Source organism: Acinetobacter sp. BIGb0196 (assembly GCF_011759595.1).
Lineage (GTDB): Bacteria > Pseudomonadota > Gammaproteobacteria > Pseudomonadales > Moraxellaceae > Acinetobacter > Acinetobacter guillouiae.
In genome coordinates, this window is record NZ_JAAOZA010000001.1 from 1,296,104 (window position 1) to 1,321,051 (window position 24,948).

At 36.2% G+C, this 24,948-nt stretch carries 17 protein-coding genes; 16 read left to right on the forward strand and 1 reads right to left on the reverse strand.

Annotation, left to right across the window (positions count from 1 at the left end):
- Nucleotides 1-429: 429 nt before the first annotated feature.
- The 14 genes from FHR28_RS05865 (at nt 430) to FHR28_RS05930 (ending at nt 18,080) form a co-directional block, all read left to right on the forward strand.
- Complete coding sequence (locus tag FHR28_RS05865; protein WP_166782142.1) at nt 430-2,925, forward strand: TonB-dependent receptor plug domain-containing protein; 2,496 nt, start codon at nt 430-432, stop codon at nt 2,923-2,925.
- Nucleotides 2,926-2,936: 11 nt separating this feature from the next.
- Nucleotides 2,937-4,175, forward strand: coding sequence for a lipase family protein (locus FHR28_RS05870; RefSeq protein WP_166782143.1), 1,239 nt, complete (start codon nt 2,937-2,939; stop codon nt 4,173-4,175).
- Nucleotides 4,176-4,868: 693 nt separating this feature from the next.
- Nucleotides 4,869-6,500, forward strand: coding sequence for a hypothetical protein (locus FHR28_RS05875; protein WP_004724825.1), 1,632 nt, complete (start codon nt 4,869-4,871; stop codon nt 6,498-6,500).
- Between the two features lie 226 nt (nt 6,501-6,726).
- On the forward strand, nt 6,727-6,867 hold the full coding sequence (locus tag FHR28_RS22120; protein ID WP_374759609.1) for a hypothetical protein: 141 nt from the start codon (nt 6,727-6,729) through the stop codon (nt 6,865-6,867).
- Between the two features lie 303 nt (nt 6,868-7,170).
- On the forward strand, nt 7,171-7,323 hold the full coding sequence (locus FHR28_RS21835; RefSeq protein ID WP_228722022.1) for a hypothetical protein: 153 nt from the start codon (nt 7,171-7,173) through the stop codon (nt 7,321-7,323).
- Nucleotides 7,286-7,501, forward strand: a complete 216-nt coding sequence (locus FHR28_RS05885) for a hypothetical protein (RefSeq protein WP_228722023.1) — start codon at nt 7,286-7,288, stop codon at nt 7,499-7,501. The genes FHR28_RS21835 and FHR28_RS05885 overlap by 38 nt, the downstream gene beginning before the upstream one ends.
- A 178-nt stretch (nt 7,502-7,679) precedes the next feature.
- Entirely contained in the window at nt 7,680-8,414 is a 735-nt protein-coding gene (locus FHR28_RS05890) for a UTRA domain-containing protein (protein WP_166782144.1), read from the forward strand.
- Nucleotides 8,415-8,564: 150 nt separating this feature from the next.
- On the forward strand, nt 8,565-9,566 hold the full coding sequence (locus tag FHR28_RS05895; protein WP_374759610.1) for a putative 2-aminoethylphosphonate ABC transporter substrate-binding protein: 1,002 nt from the start codon (nt 8,565-8,567) through the stop codon (nt 9,564-9,566).
- Nucleotides 9,567-9,638: 72 nt separating this feature from the next.
- A complete protein-coding gene (locus FHR28_RS05900) occupies nt 9,639-10,832 on the forward strand; it encodes an ABC transporter ATP-binding protein (RefSeq protein WP_166782146.1) in 1,194 nt (397 codons plus the stop codon).
- Nucleotides 10,826-12,541, forward strand: coding sequence for a putative 2-aminoethylphosphonate ABC transporter permease subunit (locus FHR28_RS05905; protein ID WP_166782147.1), 1,716 nt, complete (start codon nt 10,826-10,828; stop codon nt 12,539-12,541). Before FHR28_RS05900 ends, FHR28_RS05905 begins: the two co-directional genes overlap by 7 nt.
- Nucleotides 12,542-12,655: 114 nt before the next feature.
- The gene (locus FHR28_RS05910) at nt 12,656-13,810 is read left to right on the forward strand and encodes a TIGR03364 family FAD-dependent oxidoreductase (RefSeq protein WP_154130403.1); all 1,155 of its coding nucleotides are present in this window, start codon (nt 12,656-12,658) and stop codon (nt 13,808-13,810) included.
- A gap of 56 nt (nt 13,811-13,866) precedes the next feature.
- Complete coding sequence (gene phnW / locus FHR28_RS05915; protein WP_154130404.1) at nt 13,867-15,000, forward strand: 2-aminoethylphosphonate--pyruvate transaminase; 1,134 nt, start codon at nt 13,867-13,869, stop codon at nt 14,998-15,000.
- Between the two features lie 193 nt (nt 15,001-15,193).
- Complete coding sequence (phnX, locus tag FHR28_RS05920) at nt 15,194-16,009, forward strand: phosphonoacetaldehyde hydrolase (protein ID WP_166782148.1); 816 nt, start codon at nt 15,194-15,196, stop codon at nt 16,007-16,009.
- 1,102 nt (nt 16,010-17,111) lie between these two features.
- Nucleotides 17,112-18,080, forward strand: a complete 969-nt coding sequence (locus FHR28_RS05930; RefSeq protein ID WP_056513849.1) for an esterase/lipase family protein — start codon at nt 17,112-17,114, stop codon at nt 18,078-18,080.
- A 294-nt stretch (nt 18,081-18,374) separates the two neighbouring features.
- Here FHR28_RS05930 and FHR28_RS05935 read toward each other — a convergent pair whose 3' ends face one another.
- The gene (locus FHR28_RS05935; RefSeq protein ID WP_166782149.1) at nt 18,375-20,558 is read right to left on the reverse strand and encodes a solute carrier family 23 protein; all 2,184 of its coding nucleotides are present in this window, start codon (nt 20,556-20,558) and stop codon (nt 18,375-18,377) included.
- Nucleotides 20,559-21,544: 986 nt separating this feature from the next.
- On the opposite strand from FHR28_RS05935, the gene FHR28_RS05940 reads away from it, so the two are divergent.
- Both FHR28_RS05940 and FHR28_RS05945 read left to right on the forward strand, forming a co-directional pair.
- On the forward strand, nt 21,545-22,888 hold the full coding sequence (locus tag FHR28_RS05940; RefSeq protein ID WP_166782150.1) for a putative bifunctional diguanylate cyclase/phosphodiesterase: 1,344 nt from the start codon (nt 21,545-21,547) through the stop codon (nt 22,886-22,888).
- 267 nt (nt 22,889-23,155) lie between these two features.
- Complete coding sequence (locus FHR28_RS05945; RefSeq protein ID WP_166782151.1) at nt 23,156-24,934, forward strand: ShlB/FhaC/HecB family hemolysin secretion/activation protein; 1,779 nt, start codon at nt 23,156-23,158, stop codon at nt 24,932-24,934.
- The last annotated feature ends 14 nt before the right edge of the window (nt 24,935-24,948 follow it).

Here is a 24,948-nt window from a genome sequence, read left to right on the forward strand (position 1 = left end):
TATAAATCTCACTTGCAATGGGAGCTTTAGAAAATATGCTGAAAGTTGTTTATATATAGCCGAAATTGATAAAATGAATTTGGTTTAGCGCTTAAATTATTTTGTGTAAGTTACCTTTTTATAAAGGATTAGTGGACGTGATAGCTATTTTAAATTATCTAAATTAGGCTCAAGATTACCTTTCAATTGAGTCTTAATCTTGTAATTTCATACAGTTTCCTCTGTAGCATAATTTTTAAGTTAGAAATGACAATAACCATAATTATATGTTTTCAATAATTTTAAGTTGTTATATGAGCATTTTGGTGAAAATTTGTTTAAATTAAAGCAACTATTAGTAGACTAAAATAATATAAGTATCTGATTAGTATTAAATAATAAATATGGCATTGAGTTTGCAGAAAGCAGATCATTTTCTAGGAAATGCATATGAATATACTCACACCATCTATCTTGAAATCTTCAATATTTGTTCTGAGTGCTCTAACTAGTGCCATCGCAATTGCAAATGAAACACCACAAAAAAGTAATGAGGATATTGATGCTGTTACTTTAGCGTCAGTGGTCGTAACGGGAAGTCGCCGCGCTGTTAAAAGCCCGTTGGATACACCAGCACCTGTCGATATTTTGTCTGAAGAACAGTTGAAAAATACTGGAACGTCTGATTTATCTAAAGCACTAACAATTTTAGCACCGTCATTTACATTCCCTTTAGAACCAGCGGGTGCATTTGCTGCGCAAATACCAGCAGGAGCATCATTACGCGGTTTAGCCTCTGATCAGGTTTTAGTCTTGATTAATGGTAAGCGTCGCCATACAGGTGCAATATTTACTCGACAAAATTTAGCGAATGGTCGTGGTGCGGCATCTGTAGATTTAAGTTTAATTCCATTAAATGCAATTAAACGAGTTGAAATTTTGAGAGATGGTGCTGCTGCGCAGTATGGTTCAGATGCAATAGCAGGTGTGATTAATATCATACTCAAAGATGATGATGACCATGGTGCAGCCTCTTATCGTTTTGGGCAGTTTTCATCAGGTGAAGGCGAACAACATAAGTTATCATTATGGAAAGGATTTTCTTTGCCGAATGATGGAAGCTTAACCTTCGCCATTGAATATGGCAGTCAAGATTATGCGAATAATACCAACCCAGATAACCGTAGATTCTATCCACAAAGTTATCCTAATGCGGAATATTTAGAAGCAAACTCACCATATCGTAATTGGCGTTTTGGTTCACCAAAGGTAAATGACCAAGTCAATTCAGTGTTAAATGGCGAATTACCACTTACCGATACGATTAAATTGTATGGTTTTGCAACTTATGGTTATAAAGAAAGCGTTGGGCAAAACTTTTATCAGCCACCTTCAACCAATACAACTTTAAATCAAAACCCATATTATTTAGCACGTTATCCACATGGAAGAATCACGACATCAGTATATTCATTGTATGACCATGCAATTACAGCAGGGTTGAAAGACAATGATTTTCTGGATGGAAAATTAGATTTCTCAGTGAATTATGGTCGTAATAAAGCAGCTCAACTTTACACTAATGGGATAAATCCAAGTTACGGTTATGACTCTCCATCTGAGTATAAAGTTGGCGAAAATATTAATGAACAAAGTAATGTGAACTTGGATTATCAAAAACAAATTGCTTTAGCATTTTTAAATGAGCCAATCACTTTTGCAACAGGTATAGCCTACCGTAAAGAACAATACCAACAAATTGCAGGTGACCGAATTTCCTATACACGTGGTCCATACTTTAATCCTAGTCCAGTCATTGGCGTGGGTGTACCAGAGATTTATTCAGGTATTACTGACCAAGATGAACGTAAGATATCAAGAAATGTATTTGGTGGATATGTTGATGTAGAAGCAAAAATCCTTCCTAAATTAGTTGCTGGGGCAGCTTTTAGAGCTGAAAATTATTCAGATTTTGGTAGTACTGCCAATGGGAAGTTGTCTTTAAAATATGATATTGACCCTAAAATTGCTGTGCGTAGTACTTATAGTACAGGTTATCGTGCACCCTCAATTACTCAGTTGGGTTTTTCTGCGTATAGTCGTCAAACTGTTTTACAAGCAAATGGTGAATATCAAGACGTTTCACAACGAACATTATTGCCCGGAAGTGAAGCCGCTTTACTTTTAGGTGGTAAGGCTTTAGACCCAGAAAAGTCAAAAAATGCGTCTATTGGATTTGTGTTTAAACCCACACAAAATTTATCTGCGACTTTAGATCTATATCAAATTGATATAAAAGACAGGATTTTATTATCAGATAATATTACTGGAAATGTAATTAAAAATGCCTTTGCAGGTACCCCTTATGTCGAGATTAATAATGTCGCATTTTTTAATAACTTATTGGATACCCGAACTCGTGGTTTAGAAATTACTTCAAATTATCTGATGGATTTGGAGAAATATGGCAAGTTAAAGCTGAATTTAGGCTTTAGTACAAATCAAAACAAAATTACCAAGACACGTAATGCAATTACAGCCAAAGGTGAAATAATTCCATTTGAATCAATTGCGGGGCGTAGTACGCAAGGAATTATTGAATCAGCATCACCTAAAAATAAGCTCACTTTAGGCGCAGATTGGCGTATTCACAATTGGGATGTGACAGCACAACTTCGTCGTTATGGCGAATGGAGCACAGTTGATAGCACACGTCCAGCATTTGACCAAAATTTCTCAGAGCAATGGGTTGCAGATTTAAATATTGGTTTTAAACCAGATATTTTAAAAGGTTTACGTTTAGATATTGGTGCTTATAACTTATTCAACTCATTTCCAGATCATGCAAAAAATACCAGTATTGGTGGGGTAGTGAAATATAGTTTTAATGCACCTGAAGGGGGAAATGGAACATTCTTGTATAGCAAATTAACCTATGATTTCTAGGGAGATGTTCAATGAAAATGCGTATTTTAAATGCTGTTTTAGCATTGAGTTTACTTGTTTCACCTTTAACACAGGCAAAAACGTACCCAGAGAACTTGGTTGGGGATAGTTATTTATCCGATTTTTATGAGTGGGATCAAGAAATTCCTAAAGTATCAGGTACTTTACTTAAAATAGAGGATTTAACCCCCTCTTATATTGGTCAATCAAAAGCATCAGCTCAATATCGAATTTTATATTCATCGACTAGGGGTATAGATTCGAGTAAAGCATCTATTGTTTCGGGGGCATTATTCATTCCTCAAGGGACGCCACCCAAAGGTGGATGGCCACTTTTAGTTTGGGGCCATGGAACTGTTGGTTTAGCTGATACATGTGCACCTTCTTGGGCAGGTCGTTTATATATCGGTGTTGAACATTTAGACAAATGGCTTGACGAAGGGTTTGCAGTGGTTGCAACAGATTATGAAGGCTTAGGAACGCAAGGCGCACATTGGCTAATTAACAATCCAATGTTAGCCTATAACATGCTCGATAGTGCTACGGCAGTAATTCAAGCAAACTTAAAAATTGCGAATAAAGTGATTTTGTCAGGAGAATCACAAGGTGGGGCAGGTGCATTTGCTGCAGCTGCATATGCACCACAATATGCGCCAAAGCTCAATATTAAAGGTACGGTTGCAACGGGGGTTATTTATCGAGATCGAAATGCAAATAAACAAGAGATCATTCGTTCTAATCCACATGAAGTTGTTACAGCAATTGCTTTACCGATGTATAGCTTCATCGCAGCACAAAGTTATAATCCAAAGTTGAAAACAGAGGATGTCTTTACTGAAAAAGCGTTGCCTTTCGTGGAGCGAGCAAGAAATACATGTATTATCACTTTACAACGTGATGTGACGAGTGCAGGTCTGACTTTTGCCAATGTATTAAAGGAAAAACCAAACGAGACTTATACTAAAACTATTGAAGAAATGCAGGAAAAATTTGGCTATTTTCCAACATTAAAAATTAACCATCCTGTATTTATTGCAACAGGTGCAAATGACAAAACACCCGATGTGAGAGGTCAGCTTAAATTAATGAAAGACAGTTGTCAGGCTGGTACAATTATTGAAGGGCATATTTATGCAGGTTATGGGCATAGTGATGCTGTGCCTATCTCCATGAAAGATGCTGTTCCTTTTGCAAAAAAAGTTTTAGCAGATCAGAAGATTAAGCCGATTTGTCAGCCTATTCTGGAGTAATTTTTGAATTAATATATGCTTTTTTAAAAAGCGTGACTTGTTCATAAAGGAAATAGTATTTAGCTCTTAAATGCTATTTTTTTTGTTGATTTATTGTATTTAATTTTCATCTAACTAGTAATTAATGTTTTGATTAAAAGGTATAATAATAGTACATTTAGAGAAAATGAACTAAAGAAAAACACTAGCTGGAGCTACTCTTAGTTGTTTGATGGAAGCACCAAAATTAGATCTAAAAATAAATAAATTTATTGCTTTAATAATTTGTTTTTTAATAATAATTTGGTGTTTGTTGTATGGATATTATTTATAATGTTTTTATTGTTAATTATTGAGCGAGAGAATTTAACTAAAGAAGCAAAGTTTATGCTGTTTTTTGATATATCTGCTGGTGTTCGTTTACTTTTATATAAATCTAAGAGAAAAAATATACTTAGCTAAACTGTATTGTATTGAATCTGATGTATACTGAAATTTTTTAAAAAAAAATTTAGCTTTTAGAAAGTATAAGATTTAGAAATGAGAAACTTAAAACGTATTTATCCAAAAAGTATGATTTTTTAATTGCTAAGGATGTAATTAAAATGACTAAGACTCTAAAGCTTTCTATGAAGACTACTTAGGAGTTTATATTGAGTTTAATTACGAGAATAATTATTTTAGCCAGATATAAAAGGTGTGAGGTCTAATCTTGTGAATAAAATAATGTCTAGCCCTAAGAAAGATGCATTGTCTAAGAGTTGTTTAAGAGATTTTTCAGTACATTTTAGACGGCCTTATGAAATTGGAAGACCGGTAGATGAATATAATGGTGAATTTGGTTTTGATTGGGTTCGAGATGAATATATATACCCTATTTTGACAATAAAAGAAATAAAAGACCCTGTTATTTATGCATATAGTCATGATTTTACATTTTCATTATTGAAAGATAACTATGTTCGAAGTGTAAATAAAGAAATTAGTTATCCTAACTATTTTCCCTCTTGGTTATCAATTTTTGCTTCTGGTTGTAAAGGTGTTTTGGGTAGTGAAGAAATAAATGCTCAAGGTGCAGTTCTTGATTTAGAAATACATCAAGATGTAATTGATGCATATTACCAAGATAAACTTACAGTCAATGGTACAGTTCTGATCTTTGAAGCATCTAATACCTCAATAAAAATTTCAACATTTAATAATAATCAACAGACAGATTATATTGAAGAACCTTTAAGTCGATTTATTGACTCAGAGCGTGTTAAGGTGAATTTAGGTACCAAAACTAGATATGCTTATAAAAAGAAAAAGGCAATAACAGTTCATTGTTTAGGAGATGTTTTAAAGCAAAATGAAAGTATTACTGTTATAGCAAAATGTGGCGAAAACAAAAAGGAAGTTGGCATAATTTATCTTTCCAGAAATGATCAAGTAATCACAAAAGGATTAGTGATTGTTGATGTAAAAGTAAATGGGGAAATACTTAAAAGACCTGAAAATTACGAAAAAGCTTTAAAGTATAATATTTTTAATCAGTGCCTTATGGTTGTTCAAGTCCTTAAGACTGATATTTTTGATCTAGATAGATTGTCGAAAACAGATGCTGAGGTAGGTGCTTTTGTAAAAAAATGGTGGACCAAAGAAATATCAGAAGCCTATGGTAAAAAATTTCTTGAGGTTTGTTCAAATACTCTAGAGCAAGAAAGTCAAAATAGCATAAGAAATAAAACGATTAACGTGGAAGAAGATTTGTCTCAAGAATTTCAACGCGAGTTAATTGATCTATATGATAGGAAGAGAAAAGTAGAAGACAAGTTACTATCAATATATTCAGAAGTTGAGCAAAAGAATTATATTTTCTTTGCACCGATTTGTGTAAGTGAAACTCCAAAAACTGAAAATGTATATGATCCAATTTCAAAGAAAGAAATTAGCCAACCAGTGTGGATGAATGTTTTAGGTAGTGCTAGTTATAAACCTAAATCAAAATTTTTGACTCCGAGAGTTAAAAAGATAGATATGAACTCTAAAGAAGCATTTAATGAGCTTAAATGGGCGAATACAGTTGCTGTATTTAAGGATGCAATGGCGACCAAAGAAGGATTCCTAAAAACATTTTCTCATGAACTTTGCCATACATTTGGCTTGTTACATACATTTAATGTTCATGGGAACAAATTCAGATACCAGCAAGGCTATACAGATAATATTATGGACTACAGCTATACTGATGATGGTGAAACTTCAAAATTTAATAAAAGACAACTTGTGTTTAGAAAAGATCAAGTTGATGAAATGTATACAATAAATAGCAAGGAAAAAATACTTGGTGATCATAATCATTAATGAAATTTTACGTTCGAATCTTTGAGATATATCCTTGTGGTTAACGTAGAGCAGGACGGATTAAAGAGCTTACCAGATCTGCACAGTTTGCACTTTTATATGATGTGGAGGGAATCAAACATCAGTTGGGTATTTCTGTACGGGTATGTGATGAAACATGTATCAAATAAAACAGCTCGGTCAACGTAAAGTGTCTCAATAAGAAGCCGCTACTTATTTCGATGCAATGCTTAATAACAGCAGTTTCTGTATTAAAGAACAAGATGAACATTTTATTATTCAATTCTATCGACAAGTAGCTAGTACAGCTGATGCCAATAAAACTGAACTGAATGGAAAAGAAGCTGTAATTGGAGGTAAAGTTTAGCAATGTTATAAAGGTCATAGTATGTTGACCACTATAGATTTACCTGTCATATCGTATGTTGGATAAGCATCTTCACAAAAGCCATTTTTAGCTATTTTGCAGGTAATGAATGAGGTTATTGCAAAATGCTTATAAAAGAGTTACCTACTTTTTCTGATGATACCCATGAATCCTTTACAGTTATGTTGATAGATATACCACCCATTATAATTCTGGCTGACTAAAATATCATTTTCATGTCACTTTAAAGTTTGGCAAATTATTTTATTGTAAAAGTCAACAAACTTAATCTGAGAGAAACTCATGAAAAATGTACTTAGTCGAAGTGTAACAGCTTTAATCTGTATGGGTGCTTTAATGACCACAGTTCAAACATGGGCACATGAGGATGAAGATAAAGTATTGACTAGAACAGTCGATGAACAGCCAAAAGACAAAAAAACAAAAGAAATGTGAAAAAAATTGTAAACCAAACAATGATCCTAAAACTCAAACAAATAACTCAACGCAACATCAGCATGGAAACGCTTCAGAAATGTCACAAATGGATCATTCAAAAATGACCAATATGCCTTCTTCGATGAAGGATATGGATCATTCAAATATGGAAATGCCAAACAAAACAAATAAGTAATTCTTTGAGAAAAATCATGAGTCTTTTTGACTCAACACATTTCAGTGTGATCTCAAAAAGCTCATCAAAAGATGAGCTTTTTTAAAACATAAAATTTGTTATGAACTATGCTTATTTTAAAAATGTCATCGCTTAGACATGATATTTGAGTATATTAGAAGAAATTTTCACAAAATAAATGTGTATGCCTGTTCAAGAAACGACTTCTCCACGTATTCCCAAATATATTGCTATTCGAGATGCTATTGCCCATGAGATTGAGTCAGGGCAATGGAGTGCCAATACCAAACTGGCTTCAGAGCGTGTGTTGATGGAACAATTTGCTACCACACGTGTCGCTGTTCGAGAAGCATTATTGGCTTTGGAAATGGATGGTCTTATTTATCGTTTAGATCGCCGTGGTTGGTTTGTTCGTGCGCCACGAATTATTTACCGTCCGCAATCGACCAAAAGTTTTAACCAATATGTGACTGAGCAAAGTGGTGTACCAAGTACGGAATTGATTTCTGCGGAATTGGTGCAAGCGACCTCTTGGGATGCAGCACATTTAAAAATTTCGGTGGGTGATGATATTTATTCGATGTGGCGACGTCGTAGTATCAATGGTCGTCTTGCGGTAGTTGAACATTTACGTATCAATGCAAGTTTATTTCCTCAATTCTTAGAACAACAATTAGAAGGTTCTATTACGACTTTGATGGCAGAGCACTATCAACGGCAATTGACCCGAGCGCATATTAATCTCTACCCAACAGTTTTGTCAGAACAACAAGCCAAAGCTTTGCATGTCAATGTTGGTAGTATGGGGTTATATATTTGCCGTACCAACTGCGATCAAAATGGAGTAATTACCGATGTTGACCAAGAATATTGGTTACATGATGTACTCGATTTGCATTTTGAAGCGTCATGATAAAGAATTAAAAATAATTAATCTGGTTTAAACCAGATTAATTAAATTGTCATAAACTTTTGTTGAAATACAGGCTATCAAGAAGCAGCATTCGTTAGGAATGTCATAATGAGCCCGTATCTAAAACAGCAGCAAAAAAAGCTCCTCGCCATGGGCACAAGTATTTTATTTGCTTGTGTCAGCACGGCATGCACCACGTCTTCAACCTCGAATGATGCTGAGCAAATCACGGTCTATACCGCGGTAGAAGCGGATCAATTAAAGCGTTATCAATGGGAATTACGCAAAGCACATCCTGAATTAAAAGTAAAATGGGTGCGTGATTCGACAGGTGTGATCACCGCAAAATTATTAGCAGAACAAAAGAATCCACAAGCCGATGTGGTGATGGGACTTGCTTTGACCAGTTTATTGGTCATGGAAAAAAAAGACTTATTGCAACCGTATCGCCCGAAGCATGTCGAACAACTTAAAACTGATTTTTATAGCCAAAAAGACATTCCAACATGGACTGGCATGACCGCTTGGGAGTCGGCTGTTTGTGTCAATACTTTTGAATTGGAAAAGAAAAAACTACCGATTCCGCAAACATGGCAAGACCTGACTAAACCAATTTATAAAGGGTTAATCGTGATGCCAAATCCGGCATCGAGTGGTACAGGCTATTTGGATGTGACTGCATGGATGCAAATTTTTGGTGAAAAGCAAGCTTGGCAATATATGCAGGCACTCGATAAAAATATTTCTCAATATGTACATTCAGGCTCGAAGCCTTGCAAGATGGCGGCTCAGGGTGAAACGGTCATTGGAATTTCGTTTGGTTATCCAGGCTTTAAGTTGAAATCGCGTGGTGCGCCTTTAGAAATTGTCTATCCAAAAGAGGGTCTAGGTTGGGAAATGGAAGCCTCAGCCATTGTCAAAGGTACGAAAAAACTCAGCAGCGCAGAAAAGTTTATTGATTGGAGCATTAGCCAAGCTGCCAATGAAGCTTATGCACAAAATTTTTCAATGGTGGCACATCAAAATGTTCACAGCAAAAACCAAGACTTCCCAAAAAATCTTGCGCAGCAATTGGTGAAGAATGATTTTTATTGGGCAGCTGAACAGCGTGAATCAATTCTAAAACAATGGTCAGCAAAATTTGAAAAGTAATTGAATCATGTACACACAACAAGCTATTCAGAATCAGTTATTCAAAATTAACGATTAAAAACTAGGTGCAGTATGCAAATTCCATCGCATTTACAAAATAGTAGGACAGGGCAAGCCATGCCAAATTCGGCAGGGCATCTGCTCTCAACTTTAAGAACGTTTAAAATGGCAGAATCAAAAACAGTGCTTGAAGTGATGGATATTCAAAAATCTTTTGGTTCAAGCCGTGTCTTGGAACACATTAACCTTGACTTGAAAGCCGGTGAATTTGTTAGCTTTTTAGGTCCATCAGGTTGTGGTAAAACAACATTGTTACGCATCATTGCTGGGCTTGAACAGCCTGATTATGGCAAAGTGATTAAACAACAAATTGATATTACCCATTTTAATACTGCAAAACGTAAATGCGGCATTGTTTTCCAAAACTATGCACTCTTTCCAAACTTAACTGTGGCGGAAAATATTGCATTTGGTTTGCATAAAAAACACTGGTCAGCGCAAGAGATTCAATTTCGTATCAATGAATTATTAAACTTAATTGAATTGCCCAATATTGCAGAAAAATATCCCAATCAATTGTCAGGCGGTCAGCAACAGCGTGTGGCTTTAGCCCGTGCGATTGCGCCCAATCCTGATGTTTTGTTGTTGGATGAACCGTTGTCAGCTTTGGATGCGTTGGTACGTTTAAACCTCCGCCAAAAAATTCGTACCATTCAATGCCAATTAAATTTGCCTGCGATCATGGTTACGCATGATCAGGAAGAGGCGTTAAGTATTTCTGACCGTGTGGCAGTGATGAATAAAGGTGTGATTGAACAACTCGATACGCCACATAATATTTATTACAAACCGCAAACTCGTTTTGTAGCACAGTTTATTGGTTCGATGAATTTTATACAGACAGTAGCGGTCGATACGCATCGTTTAAAAATGAATGAGCAATCTTTTATTGAATTTCCACATTTAAACTTTGCCCAAGATGAACATTATGAAATCGCTTTTCGACCTGAAAATGTCAAATTAGTTGCTGGAAATGAACCTTCTACTGAATATTTAAATTTAGCTGTACATATTGTCAATACTGAGTTTTTAGGTGCAAAACGTAGTTTATTCTGCGTGGTGCAAAACCAAGATCAGGCAGATGACAATATGTTGCAAGTTGATGTGGATCATCAACATATGGCGGTGGTGCAAGATGGAATGTATCTGCAAGTTCCGATTCGTGACTTACATGTGTTTGATTCACGAGGGCATGCGAGATGTTAAATCAGTCTGCTGCAGATGCTTTATTAAGTAGTCAAACAGCACATCGTTTTCGTTATTCATTGCGTTCAAGTGCGGTGTTGTTTGTCGCAGCAATTCTATTCACCATGAGTTTGATTGCACCCTTAATCGTATTGATGCAAAGCGCATTTTTAAATGAACAGCATCAATTTGTCGGGTTGGATAACTTTACAGCTTATTTTTCCAATCCGGCCTTAATCTCATCGATTTTTAATTCGATGTGGATCGCCATTACAGCCATGTTGATTACGGTGAGCTTGGCAAGTGTTTATGCTTTTGCATTGATCAATTGCAATATTCGAGGCAAAGCTTTCTTTAAAACCGTGGCATTTTTACCGATTCTTGCACCTTCACTTTTGCCTTCATTGGCTTTGGTGTATTTGTTTGGTCAGCAAGGTGTTTTTAAGAGCATGCTGGGCGAGGTGGAAATTTATGGTCCACTAGGCATTTTGATCAGTTATTGCTTTTGGCTATTTCCTGCCATGGTCATGTTGATGATGGGGGCATTTCGCCATATTGATCAACATTTGATTGAGGCTTCTCATGCCTTAGGAAAAAATACACTACAAACCCATTGGGCTGTGACTTTTCCTGCGATTCGTTATGGTTTAGTCAGTGCCTGTCTGGTAGCATTTACTTATGTCATCACAGATTTCGGGATTCCCAAAGTGATTGGCGGGTCATTCAATATGATGGCGTTGGATGTGTATAAGCAGATCATTGGTCAACAAAATATGAACATGGGTGCCGTCATTTCGATTTTGTTGCTCTGTCCTGCGGTGTTGGCATTCATTTTTGATCGATACCAAAATCGCCATCAGGAACGCTATCAAAATTTCCAAATTCAGCCTTATCGTTTGCGTGCCAATCCTCGAATTGAAAAAGCATTAACTGTATTTTGTGGGATGATTTCAGGCGGTATTTTACTGATTATTGTGACTGCGATTCTCGCATCATTCATTCGCTATTGGCCCTATGATTTGTCAATGACCTTAAATCATTATCGTTTTGAATATGTGGATGGTGGTGGTTGGGCAAGTTATTTTAACTCAATCAAATTGGCATTGTTCAGTACAGTTTTCGGTACGATGATAATTTTCATCATTGCCTTATTTAGTACCCGTTTTAAAGCACATCCTTTACTTAAAAATTATGTAAAAGTCTTGGTGTTATTGCCTTTGGCTGTGCCGGGCTTGGTGTTGGGTATTGCTTATATCTTGTTCTTTAATGCACCGCAAAATCCTGTGTCTTTCGTTTACGGTACGATGACGCTGTTGGTGATTTCAACCATTATTCATTATTACACTGTGCCACATTTGACCTTAACGCATGCGATTCAACAGATCCCAAATCAACTTGATCATGCTGCACAAAGTTTAGGATCTTCACATTGGACAATGTTCCGCAAAGTATATTTGCCTTTAACCTTTCCTGCGCTGTGTGATGTGTTGGTGTATTTATTTGTCAATGCCATGACTACTGTTTCAGCTGCGATTTTCCTTTATTCACCTGATACCAATTTGGCATCGGTGGCAGTGCTGAATATGGATGATGCAGGTGATACCGTGGCAGCTGTGGCGATGAGTATTTTGATTTTACTCACCTCATGTGCAGTCAAGTTGGTGCATTGGTTATTCACTCGGAAAATGATGACGTCAACACAACGTTGGCGTGAGCAAACACATTCATAACAAATTGATGTTTCAGTCAATCTTTTTAATTAACTAAACCATTTGAATTGAACGCTTTCTTTTAGGTGCAGGGGATTTTGCGTGCTAAAAAAAGTAGATAAGGTGGAAAAGACAATGAATACAGCACAATTTGACTTAATTATTGTCGGTGCAGGCATTTTAGGATTATCGGCTGCGATCCAAGCGGCAGAGCAAGGTTTAAAGGTACAAGTCTTTGAAAAATATGCACAACCTATAGGTGCGACTCGCCGTAACTTTGGCATGGTTGGGACTTCGACGCTAAGCCGTCCTGATGCGAAATGGCGTGAATATGCTTTGGCAACCCGTGAATTTTATCAACGGATTCAGGCACAAACCGATATTTCATTTCAACAGCGAAATGGCTTGTATCTTGCGAATACTGAACTTGAATGGCAAGTATTAAACGAGTTTGCTCAAGCCGCAGCTGATTATCAGATTCCTGTAAGTCTATTGTCTAAGCAGCAACTGTTTGATCAATATACTTATTTAAACCCAAAAACTGCGCTACGTGGCGGTATGGTGTTTCATGAAGATTATTCAGTTGAGCCACATTTGGTGGGACTGCGTTTGTTGCAATATGCCGAAAAACTTGGTGTACACATTCATTGCAATGCCTCTGTGGTACTGACGCAATTTAACCAAGGTATGGCGCATATTCGCTTGGCATCAGGTCAAACATTTACCGCAAATAAAGTCATGATTTGTCATGGTGAAGAGACACAATTGTTGTATCCCGAGCTCTTACAACAAAAAGGTTTATTGCGTTGTACTTTGCAAATGGCATTAACCAAACCGCTAAAAGTCAATCTCAAAGCTTCGATTTATTCAGGATTGTCGATCTCTCGTTATCCCGCTTTTGAGATTTGCCCAAGTCATCAAGATTTACGCAATGAATCGCAAATCGGTTTAGTTGAAAAATACGGTATTCATATCCTGATTAAACAAAATGAATTCGGACAAATTATTTTGGGCGATAGCCATGAATATTATCCGATTGAAGACCTACCACAATTTAATCAACGTGAAGAAATTAACCAATTCATTTTGCAATATTGCAAAGAAAATATTGGCTTAGAACTACCTGAAATTGAATCTCGTTGGAACGGTTATTACCTGACTCATCCTACGGAATTGGCTTGTGTGATGGAAGCTGAAACCAATATTTTCCTTGTCAGTGCGATTGCAGGCAAAGGCATGACCACAGGCGCAGGATTTATGAAAGAAATGTTAGAAAATTATATTTTGTAATCTGGTTTAAACCAGATTTGTTTATGCTGTATGAAATTGATCAAAGGTTAGGCGAAATGAACGCACAAATTGAACTTGCAAACACAATTGAAAACGATGTTGAAAATAAATACTTACTGTTGACACCGGGACCATTGTCTACCTCGAAAAGTGTGCGTCGTGTGATGCAACGTGATTGGTGTACTTGGGACAAAGAATATAACGCATTGGTTCAGGAGATCCGCAGACGTTTGGTGGCGTTGGCCACTGCAAAACCTGAACAATATAGTGCTGTGTTGATGCAAGGCAGTGGGAGTTTCTCTGTAGAAGCCGTGTTAGGTTCGGCGATTCCAAAGGATGGTAAAATTTTAATTATCAATAACGGGGCATATGGCGCACGCATGGTGCAAATGGCTCGGTGTTTGAAAATTGACGTGGTGGAATTACGCTACCCTGAAATGCAAATCCCTCAACTGGCTGATATCGAAAAAGCACTTGAAGATGACAGCATCACTCATGTGTCATGTGTCCATTGCGAAACCACCACTGGTTTATTAAATCCAATTCAAGCGATTGGACGCATTGTCAAAGCCAAAAACAAAGTGTGGATTGTCGATGCGATGAGTTCTTTTGGTGGCGTGCCAATGGACATTGCAGAGCTTGAAATTGATTTCTTGATTTCAAGTGCCAATAAATGCATCCAAGGTGTACCAGGCTTTGGTTTTATTTTGGCAAAACGTGAGCAATTACAAGCGTGTAAAGGTTTGGCTTGTTCAGTCAGTTTAGACCTATATGACCAATGGAACACCATGGAACAGCATAATGGTAAATGGCGTTTTACTTCACCCACTCATGTGGTGCGTGCTTTTTATCAAGCACTTTTAGAATTAGAACAAGAAGGTGGAGTAACCGCTCGTTATCAGCGTTATTTCAATAATCAACAACGTTTAGCCGCAGGTATGCAAGCGCTTGGTTTTGAAATGGTCTTAGATCAAGACGCACCACAATCTCCAATTATCACTACATTTTTATATCCAAATGAAGCCGATTTTAGCTTCCAAGCCTTGTATGAAAATCTGAAACAAGCAGGGTTTGTAATCTATCCGGGCAAAGTCACCGACTTAAATTGCTTCCGTATCGGCAATATCGGAGAGATTTATTTGGATGATATTGAACGACTTTTAACAGCGATTGAGCACTATCGAATTTGATTGGAATTCAAAACTCCTTTTCTTGCGCCATTTATGGCTCAGGGCGGAGGTTAGGATGGGGAGATTATAGATCCTCTCCCTAGCTCTCTCCTTTGAAAGGAGCGGGCGCTTCCATTAGAAATTAAATATTACGCAAAACTCAACTTACGCAAGATAGCTATTTTTAACTTTGAGAAATGAATAGGACAAACTTATGAACACTTCAACTTCAGCATTACAAGCCGTGGTTTTTGATTGGGCAGGTACAACAGTAGATTTTGGTTCACGTGCACCAATTTTAGCATTTATGGCCTTATTTTCAGATAATAAAGTTGAAATTTCAATTGAAGAAGCACGTGCGCCAATGGGTTTGGAAAAACGCGATCACATTGCGGCAGTTTTGAAAATGCCACGTGTTGCAGATGCGTGGAAACAGGCACATGGTGCAGAAGTGACTGTGGCGGATATTGACCGTTTATATCAGGAATTTATTCCATACCAATTGAAAAGCATCCCGAGCTGCTCAAAATTGATTCCGGGGGCATTAGAGGCATTTGCTGACATTCGTGCCCGTGGTGCAAAAATTGGCAGTAATACTGGTTATGCTTCGATGATGATTGGTCAATTGGTGCAAGATGTAGCTGATCAAGGTTATGTGCCTGACTGTACTATTACAGCCAGTGATGTGAAACATGGTCGTCCATATCCTGAAATGTTGTGGAAAAACTTAATCGAACTTGATGTGTTTGATGTTAAAAATGTGGTGAAAGTGGATGACACAGTGGTCGGCATCGAAGAAGGTTTAAACGCTGGTTGTTGGACTGTGGGTTTGGCCGTCAGTGGGAATGAAGTGGGGCTAAGCTTCGAAGAGTGGTCTGCACTATCAGCGTCTGAACAACTAGGCTTAAAAGAAAAAGCATACGCAAAAATGAATGCTTCAGGTGCACATTATGTAATTGATAGTATTGCTGACTTACCTGCGGTATTGGATGCGATCGAACAGCGTTTAGCAAATGGTGAAAAACCTTAACAGATGATGAATACCAGTCTTTATGACTGGTATTCTTTTAGAGCTGAAATATCAATTATTTTTTTAATTTCCTCATGCTGCATGAAAATGATGAATCCATGAGAAATTGTTTAATTAACTTGAGTGTTTGCTTGGTTGTTTGTGGTAGACCAAGCTATGAGTTAAATCGATTTTATAAGGAAGCGAGTACGGTTTTCCAAAATTATTCTTATAAAACTTATGTTGCCTAATAGCTTCCATTCAATGTTTTGCAATTTAAGTTACCCCCCTTTCATGAGGGACGAAGGGAGGTTTTATACAGTTACATCAATCAACTTCGCATCCAGTGATTGACTGCAATTCGTCAAAGCTTAAACCGTCTACATTTTCAATGACTTTCACACCTTCCTCAGCCTCACCAATAAATAATGATGACTATTCGCATGTATCTGTTTAGGTGGTATTTAGCCAGCGGGACGATTTTCTTGGCTTCACACAGCATCTCTAAAGTCGTATCTCAGCTTTTTCAGCAAAATGAACTGATCAGTTACTTTTTGTTCGGCTCATATCCTAAACAACAAAGCCGCCAACAGCTGCTTAATAAAATTCAGAAATATTTTAAATATTATCAATAGGTTTTCTTAAATATGAGAAAGCTGCAAAACCTATTCCTTATGGATTGAGAAATCGACGATCTGCTTGGGTAAGTAAACGACTTACAATATTTACACAGTCAAGCGATTAAACGTGATAGATCATGAAAATGTTTCAGCTACTGAGCAAGCTAAAAACTGGAAAAATAATTCAATACACTTTTAGAAAGACCGAAAAGAAGAAATTCAGCAACTGTCAAAACTAAAAGATATAAGGACACTGCGTAATTTAGTCAAACAAATGCAGTCACTTCATTTATGCAATCAATCAGAATAAATGTGCCTACAGAATTTTGAATATATCTATCACCAAGGAGGGTAAATAGGATTGAGTAAATAAGGCTTTTAGATGACAGCTTTATTTATGAGGAGCACTATGCAAAAAAACAAAAAATGCATGGTTATAGAGGATTTATAACGTGAATGATGCTTATTTCTAAAGAAAAGAAATCAACATAGCAGGGAAATATATGAAACAGACTTTACTCACCGCTAGTATTGTGGCTTTGGCCACATTGGCTATGCCAGTTTTTGCTTCTGGTTTACAGAGCGTTAGCAGCAACTATGTGGCTTCTGATTATGCAAAAACCAAATATCCAGTTGTATTTAACCATGGGATGTTTGGTTTTACTCGACTCGGTCCGACAGCTTTTGGGATGGATTATTTTTATCAGGTTCTTCCAGATTTGGCACGTAATGGTGCGACGGTTTATGCGACACAGGTTTCTCCACTAGAATCCACCGAAGTTCGTGGCGAGCAGTTGCTACAACAAGTAGATGAAGTTTTGGCACTCTCAGGAAAGTCAAAAGTTAATCTGATTGGTCATAGTCATGGTGGACCGACCATTCGTTATATTGAAGCAATTGCACCTGAGAAAGTCGCTTCACTCACTGCTGTTGCTGGAACGTTTAAAGGGTCCAAAGTGGGAGATGATATGTTGGATAATCCTGCTGAGAAATTTTTATTTACCGTCTTAGGACAATATATCGTTGCTCCAGTGGAGTTACTTCTACAAGGTAATCCTGATTTGCCGATTAGTCTGGATCGCTCATTGAAATCATTAAGTGAAAAGGGTTCTGCAGAATTCAATGCAAGATTCCCAACTGCAGCAATCCCATCTGATTGTGGCAATGGTCAGAAGATTACCAGTAATGGGGTTTATCATTACTCGTGGACAGGTAAAGCTCAAGCAACCAATCTACTTGATGTCATTGACGTTGCCATTTCCACCATGGCACCGAGATCTTATAAAAATAATGACAATGATGGTTTGGTTAACCGTTGCAATGCACATTTCGGACAAGTGATTAGAGACGACTATAATCAAACACACCTAGATGAAATTAATCAGATTTTAGGGTTAAAAGCATGGTTTGGACCAGATCCTGTGTCACTTTATCGTCAACAGGTCAATCGTCTAAAACTTGAAGGCTTATAAGTGAATATTATAAGCAATAGACCCAAATATTTTCAAAACTAACACTAAGCGCATCATAAGGGAGTCTGAATATTCAGGCTTCTTTTGTTTAGAACACAATGATTGGCTTTAGGTTTAATCTTTTCTAAAAATTTAGATTTTTTTTATCTATGAATAGAAAGCTGATAAAGATTTATTAGAGATCTTTGTAAAAGGGGAAGATGACATCCATGTCGATCATTACACTTGTCTTTAAGACCAGTTTTATGCTGATATCCTTATACAGATCATAACGAAATCATGCAGATATAGACTTTATAAAAAATCCACCTTTCCTGTTTTTACATCATAAATACCACCTGCAATGCCAATTTCACCTTCTTCAACCATCTTTTTCAGTACTGGGCTATTTCTTAAGATATAGGCAATATTATTTTGTACATTTGCAATGGTCACCGCCTGAATGAAATTACTGGTGAGTTGGTAATCGGTCATTTCTTTATGCACATTTTCTGCCGCCTGCATAATCGGTTTAAGAAAGTATTGTACATGTGGGGTTTCGCTGAGTTGAGTAATATCCTTTTTTTGTTCATACATCTGACAAGCTGCTGTCACTGCACCACAATCTGTATGACCCAATACTAAAATTAATTTGGAACCCTTACTCTTACAGGCGAATTCTAGAGAGCCTAATACTTTTTCGCCCGCTATATTTCCAGCGATCCGTAAACTAAATAAGTCACCAATACCGACATCAAAAATCCGTTCTGTTGGTGCACGTGAATCCATACAGCCTAGAACGGCTGCAAATGGATGCTGTCCAGATTGTGCAGTGACTTGAATTTGACGAGCAATATTATGATAAATCCGTTCATGGTTAACGAACCGCTGATTGCCTTCTTTGAGTAGCTGAAACACTTGTGCAGGCGTAAGTTGTCGTTGAATTTCCTGAGTACTGACATCAATATCCAGTTCTTCTTCTTTAATTTCAGGATAATGTATTTTAAAGCCAATTAGTTTTACATCGATGCCATTTTCTGCAGCTGTTTCATCCCTAAAATCTTTAATCACTTGATATACATCCGGATCAATATAATAGGTATTCGACGCATCGATCACTACAGTATCGCCACTGACTATTTTCTCTAAGGCAGAAACTAATGCGGAACGATTTAAAAAGCTAATATTGGGTGCCAGTTCAATACGGGTAATATTTCCATGCAAATGTGCTTCATGGATGATACGAACACCACGGAATAAATTATTTTTTAATACAATGATAAAACTAATCAACAGCCCTAACAAAATACCGATAAGTAGATCCGTCGCGATAATTGCAACAACCGTTACAATGAAGGGTAGAAATTGCTTCCATCCTTGACCATAGATCCGTTTAAAAAGTGAAGGGCTGGCTAATTTCACACCAGTTAAAATTAAAATGGCGGCAAGGGAAGATAATGGAACAACATTGATTAATGGTGTCAGAAATAAAACCGCAATAATCAATAAAATACCGTGAAAAATTGCAGAGAATTTAGTCTTTGCACCACTTGCTGCATTGACTGAACTTCGAACAATCACTGAGGTAATCGGCATACCTCCAATTAAACCAGACATGGTATTTCCGATACCTTGGGCGACCAACTCTTTGTTTGGCGGAGAGGCACGCTTTTGCGGATCCATTTTGTCCGCAGCTTCTAGATTTAATAGTGTTTCAAGCGAGGCGACGATCGCCAGCGTAATGGCACCTGTATAAATTATAGGATTATTCCATTGAGTGAAGTCAGGGAAACTGATAATTGATTCAACACCTGAAAAAATATTGGGAAGATTGACCAGATGTTCAGTGCCGACTGCGAGGCTGGAATGGGTACTGATAAAAAAATAGTTTAAGAGTCCCGCAAAAATGACCGCAATAAGTGCAGAGGGTACAACCATTTTTTTTAAAGGTGTTTTATCCCACAATAAAATAATGAATATACTTGAGATACCAATGATTGCCGCACCATAATCAAGATGCTGTAATAGGCCTGTCCCTTCGGACCAACGTTGTTGAAGAATTTCGGTTTTAATCCCAAAGAGCAGAGGAAGTTGATTGATAATCAAGATTAATCCGATGGCAACAAGAAGCCCCATAATCACATTGGTTGGGATAAAATTTGAATAGGTCCCCAACCGAAATAACCCGAAAAATAATTGGATGAGGCCGGCTAAAACTAAACAAAATAAAAAAGCTTGGTAGTTGCCTTCAAGCTTATCTAGCTGTGTTAAAACAATAGCGGTAAGCCCAGCAGCGGGACCTGACACACTGATATGAGAACCACTCAAATAACCGATAACGATTCCACCAATGACACCCGCAATAATACCGGAAATCAAGGGTGCACCTGAGGCACTGGCTATACCTAAACAGAGCGGTAGAGCAACTAAAAAAACAACTAAACCTGAGAGCAAATCATTTGTATAAAACTTTCTTCTGGGAACCAATTCCTGTTGCATAAATATTCTCGGCAAATTTATAAGTTTGATATGCATCTGGATACAGCCTATTTCATGCTGTACACCAAACTTGCCTAAGTTAGATGAGAATGTGTCCGTAAACTTTAATAAAGACCAAATGACAACAGATTATGAAAGAAACTCTATATCAGCTTTACAAATGATAAATTTTTCTGAATATTAAAGAAATTCTTAAATATTTATTCGAACAATTTGGTTAAATTATAAGTATTTTAATACGTTAATTTTAATTTGATTTTTAGGTTTTTGGCTAAAAAGTGCTGATGAAGTCTGTATAACTTATGGCTTGAGCAATAAGGAATGGTGATGTATTTGTTTTTTAATAGGTAAGTTTTACTTGCGAGCCGTGAGATCTTTTTCCAAAAAATTATTCAGATGTAAAACTTATATTGTTTTTATATTGGGTTTTGTAGGGTTTATGAAATATTTTAGAAAATATGTTTTTTCACGTGAATTTAGTTGTTTATTTGAGTGTATAAAAATGAGTATTGCGGTGTTTTAACTACACAATGCTTGCGGATATATTTACTTTATCTACTCATCTGTTGGCGCTATATCATGTGAAAAAACATGTTATATTTCATTTGTATCTGAAATGGATTTTCAAATAAAACGGTTTGTTGAGTACATCTCGCTTAGTAGGGTGCAGGAGCTGATACAATTTCATTAAAAAATACTTTTTACCTTCACGACTATTTTTAATATTATTCGCAACGTTGATTTTGAAAACTTTTGCGCTATAAATGTCAAAAAATATAAATGGATGGATTACTAGATGGATAATTATTTAAGGGACTAAATTGAAGACGACATTCGTTTTTTAAAGCTAATCAAGCATATTAACAAGTCAGATATTTATAAATTATAAGTATTTTTAATAGCTTAGTGTTTATTGATGTGATTCTGAAATTGTGTATAAAACAATGCGGATAATTGATCAATAAATATTTGTAATGGGGGTATTTATGGTCGTTTTATCCTATTTAAAAAACCAAAACAAACATTTCAACGCCATAAAAAACCAACAAATAACGATTGCAGCTAAAGCAAACATTGTTATCTGTATCGTATTTTGCCTATTTTGGACAATATATTTTAGCTTTGCTGAGATGTGGTTCATTGTTTGTATTGATATTTTTTTTACAGCAATGTCTATCTTCAGCTTATTTTTGATTTATATACATCGGATTTCAGCGGGCATATTGGTTTCACAAATTGTCCTCTTTGTTTTTCCTGTGGTTTTTTGCTTAATATTTGATGTCGCTACAATAGACCACCCCAGAGTTGCGCATTTATTTCTTCCAGCAGGAGCCATATTGGGATATTTGAATTATCGAAGAGATCCCAATGCGTTACAACTGATTTTAATTATCTTATCCATTGCCGCTTTTATCTTTTTTAGCGGGAGTGCGTTTACTTTAGATGGAGCAATACCTTTAGCTGAAAGCATTCGAGCTTATGGTGGTTGGATTGCAATATCCGTTGCCACTTTAATGATTTGTATCTCAATTTTTGTGATGCAATTGGAGTTGCAAATTGAAAACAAGTTGGTGCAGGATCTACGTTTAGCGCTTTCAAAACAACAGTTTGAGCTCTTTTATCAACCTCAAGTAAATTCTTCTGAAAAAATTATAGGCGCTGAAATTTTGTTACGTTGGTGTCACCCGACACTTGGCTATATCCCTGCGAAAGATTTTATTCCTGTAGCGGAAACTTTGGAGTTAATGCCTAAAATTGGAGATTGGATACTGATTCAGGCAAGTAAAGTATTACAAGACTGGCGTAGAAATGAATCTACAAAAGATCTTACACTTTCAGTCAATATAAGTGCTGATCATTTCATGCAAGAGAATTTTGAGCAAATCGTTACTTCCATGCTGCAGAAAAATGCAGTGTTTCCATCCCAACTTATATTAGAAATAACTGAAAGGGTTGCGTTAAATAATATTGAAAGTGTTATAGAAAAAATGGGTTTTCTACATAAAAATGGCATTCAGCTTTCTTTAGATGATTTTGGTACTGGCTATTCATCATTAAGCTATTTGCAGAAAATGCCCATTAGCCAAATCAAAATTGATCAAAGTTTTGTACAAGCGGCTTTAGAAGATGAGCGGTGTAATAAATTGGTATATGGGATTGTTAAAATTGGCCTTGATTTAAACCTGCGTGTTTTAGCAGAGGGGATTGAGACCGCCGAGCAATTTAATCGCTTTCAAGAAAATGGCTGTACTGAATTTCAAGGCTACCTATGGGGATGTCCTATGCCTTTAACAGATTTTATGAACAAAATAGCTAAGGAAAATCATTAAAGTTTTCAAAAATAGTCATAGAAGTAAGAAGAAATGATTGTATAACCTTTGTGAAATTTTTCTGATTACAAATTTATGTTTAAAAGTTTATTAAAATAAAAATATATAGCAGACTAGAGTAATGTATATAAAAATATAGTTAATTTTATCAATATATTTATTTTAATTTTTGTTTAAAAATAAGGCTAACAGATTGTGGAAGTATTGTGAATAATTGTAAATTTTGTTTATATTTGCGTGTTTTTTTAATTGCTAATGCTGTTTATAATGATTATTGTTAAAAATGAAAGAATCAAATGTTTTTACTTTTTTTTATTAATTTATTCTATTTCATGTTTCATTTCCGCAGCAGAATTACAAAAAAAATCAGGTATTGTTGATTTAACACCAGAAATTATTCGTCAAGATCAACGCATCAATGAATTAGAAAAAAAGTTAACTGATGAAAATATACTTTTATCGCCACAACAAAAAGTTGAGAAACTGAGTCGTGATCTTGTCATTGTTTCTGAAGCACCTTGTTTTGAAATAAAACAACTTAATTTCGTTATAAATGATCCATTATTGAATAAAAATCAAAATATTTTCAATAGTTTGCTCTATAATCTGAATCAGCCTAATTTTGTTGTCGGACAATGTATTGGCACTCAAAGCCTACAGAATCTAGTCAAATATGCGCAAAATGAACTGATCAAACAAGGATTGATTACGACTCAAATTGTAGTCAACCCACAAGACTTGACTCAAGGTCGTCTAGTTTTAAATATTCATGTTGGTCGAATTCATCAAATACTTTCAAAAGATAAATCAGTAAATAAGGTAGAGATCTTCACTGCATTACCGATAAAAAATCATGAAATCTTAAATCTTAAAAAAATTGATCAAGGTTTAGAAAATCTAAAACGAACTTCAAATCGCGATGTGGATATCAAAATAGAACCCGCTATAGCTCAAGATGGTAAAGAGCTTGTTGGCTATAGTGACCTTATTGTGACTTCAAGACCTTATAAAAAATTAGGAATAAGCTTAAATATTGATAATTCAGGATCAAAAAGTACTGGTGAATATATTGGAAGTTTAGGGATTAGCTTCAACAATCCATTGAATTTAAATGATTCACTGAATATCAATTTAAGCCATTCACTCGATGATTGGAAAAAAGATTTTAATCAAAGTTTTTATATCAATTATTCATTCCCATTTCGGAACTATGAATTATCTGCGACTCATAATGAATATAAATATGAGCAAAAGGTTGCAGGGTTTGATGCTCCAATTTTATATAGTGGAAAAACTAAACAAAGTAATTTAACACTTACACGTATGATCAGCCGGGGTTCACATCATAAAACCAGTATTTATACCAAGGGTTATCATAAAGAAAATCAAAATTTTATTGAGAATATAGAAGTTGGTGTACAGCGTAGAGAAACTACGGGATGGAATGCTGGTCTCCAACATCGACAATATATTGGCAATGCATTACTAGATTTGAATCTTGATTATCGACGTGGCACTGGGGCATTGAATGCTCAATCTGCACCAGAAGAAAGAATTGTTGATATTTTTGGCCAACCTTTACCTGTCGAAGGGTATGCACGTGCTCCGCTTTGGAGTGCTGATATTCGCTACTCCCAGCCTTTTACAATTCTGAATCAACCTGTCCAATACCGCTTAAATTGGCGTGGACAATTTGCACCCAAAATTTTAGTTTCTCAAGATCGTTTTTATATTGGTGGGCGCTACAGTGTTCGAGGCTTTGATGGAGAGCTCATGCTGTCAGGGGATAATGGTCATTATTTACAACAAGAGTTGAGTTGGAACTCTCCTATCCCCGCGACTCAGTTTTATGCAGCTATCGATCAAGGATGGGTCAATGGACGGAATAGTTATTCTGGACAACGTCATCTAATTGGAAGTGTATTTGGTACACGCAGTTATTTTAAAGGTATCTATCTAGATACCTTTGTGGGGCATGGTATTGAGGCACCTAAGGTCATTAAAAAAGAATGGGTTACTGGCTTTAGTTTAAATTTTTCATATTAATCAAAAACTTTTTG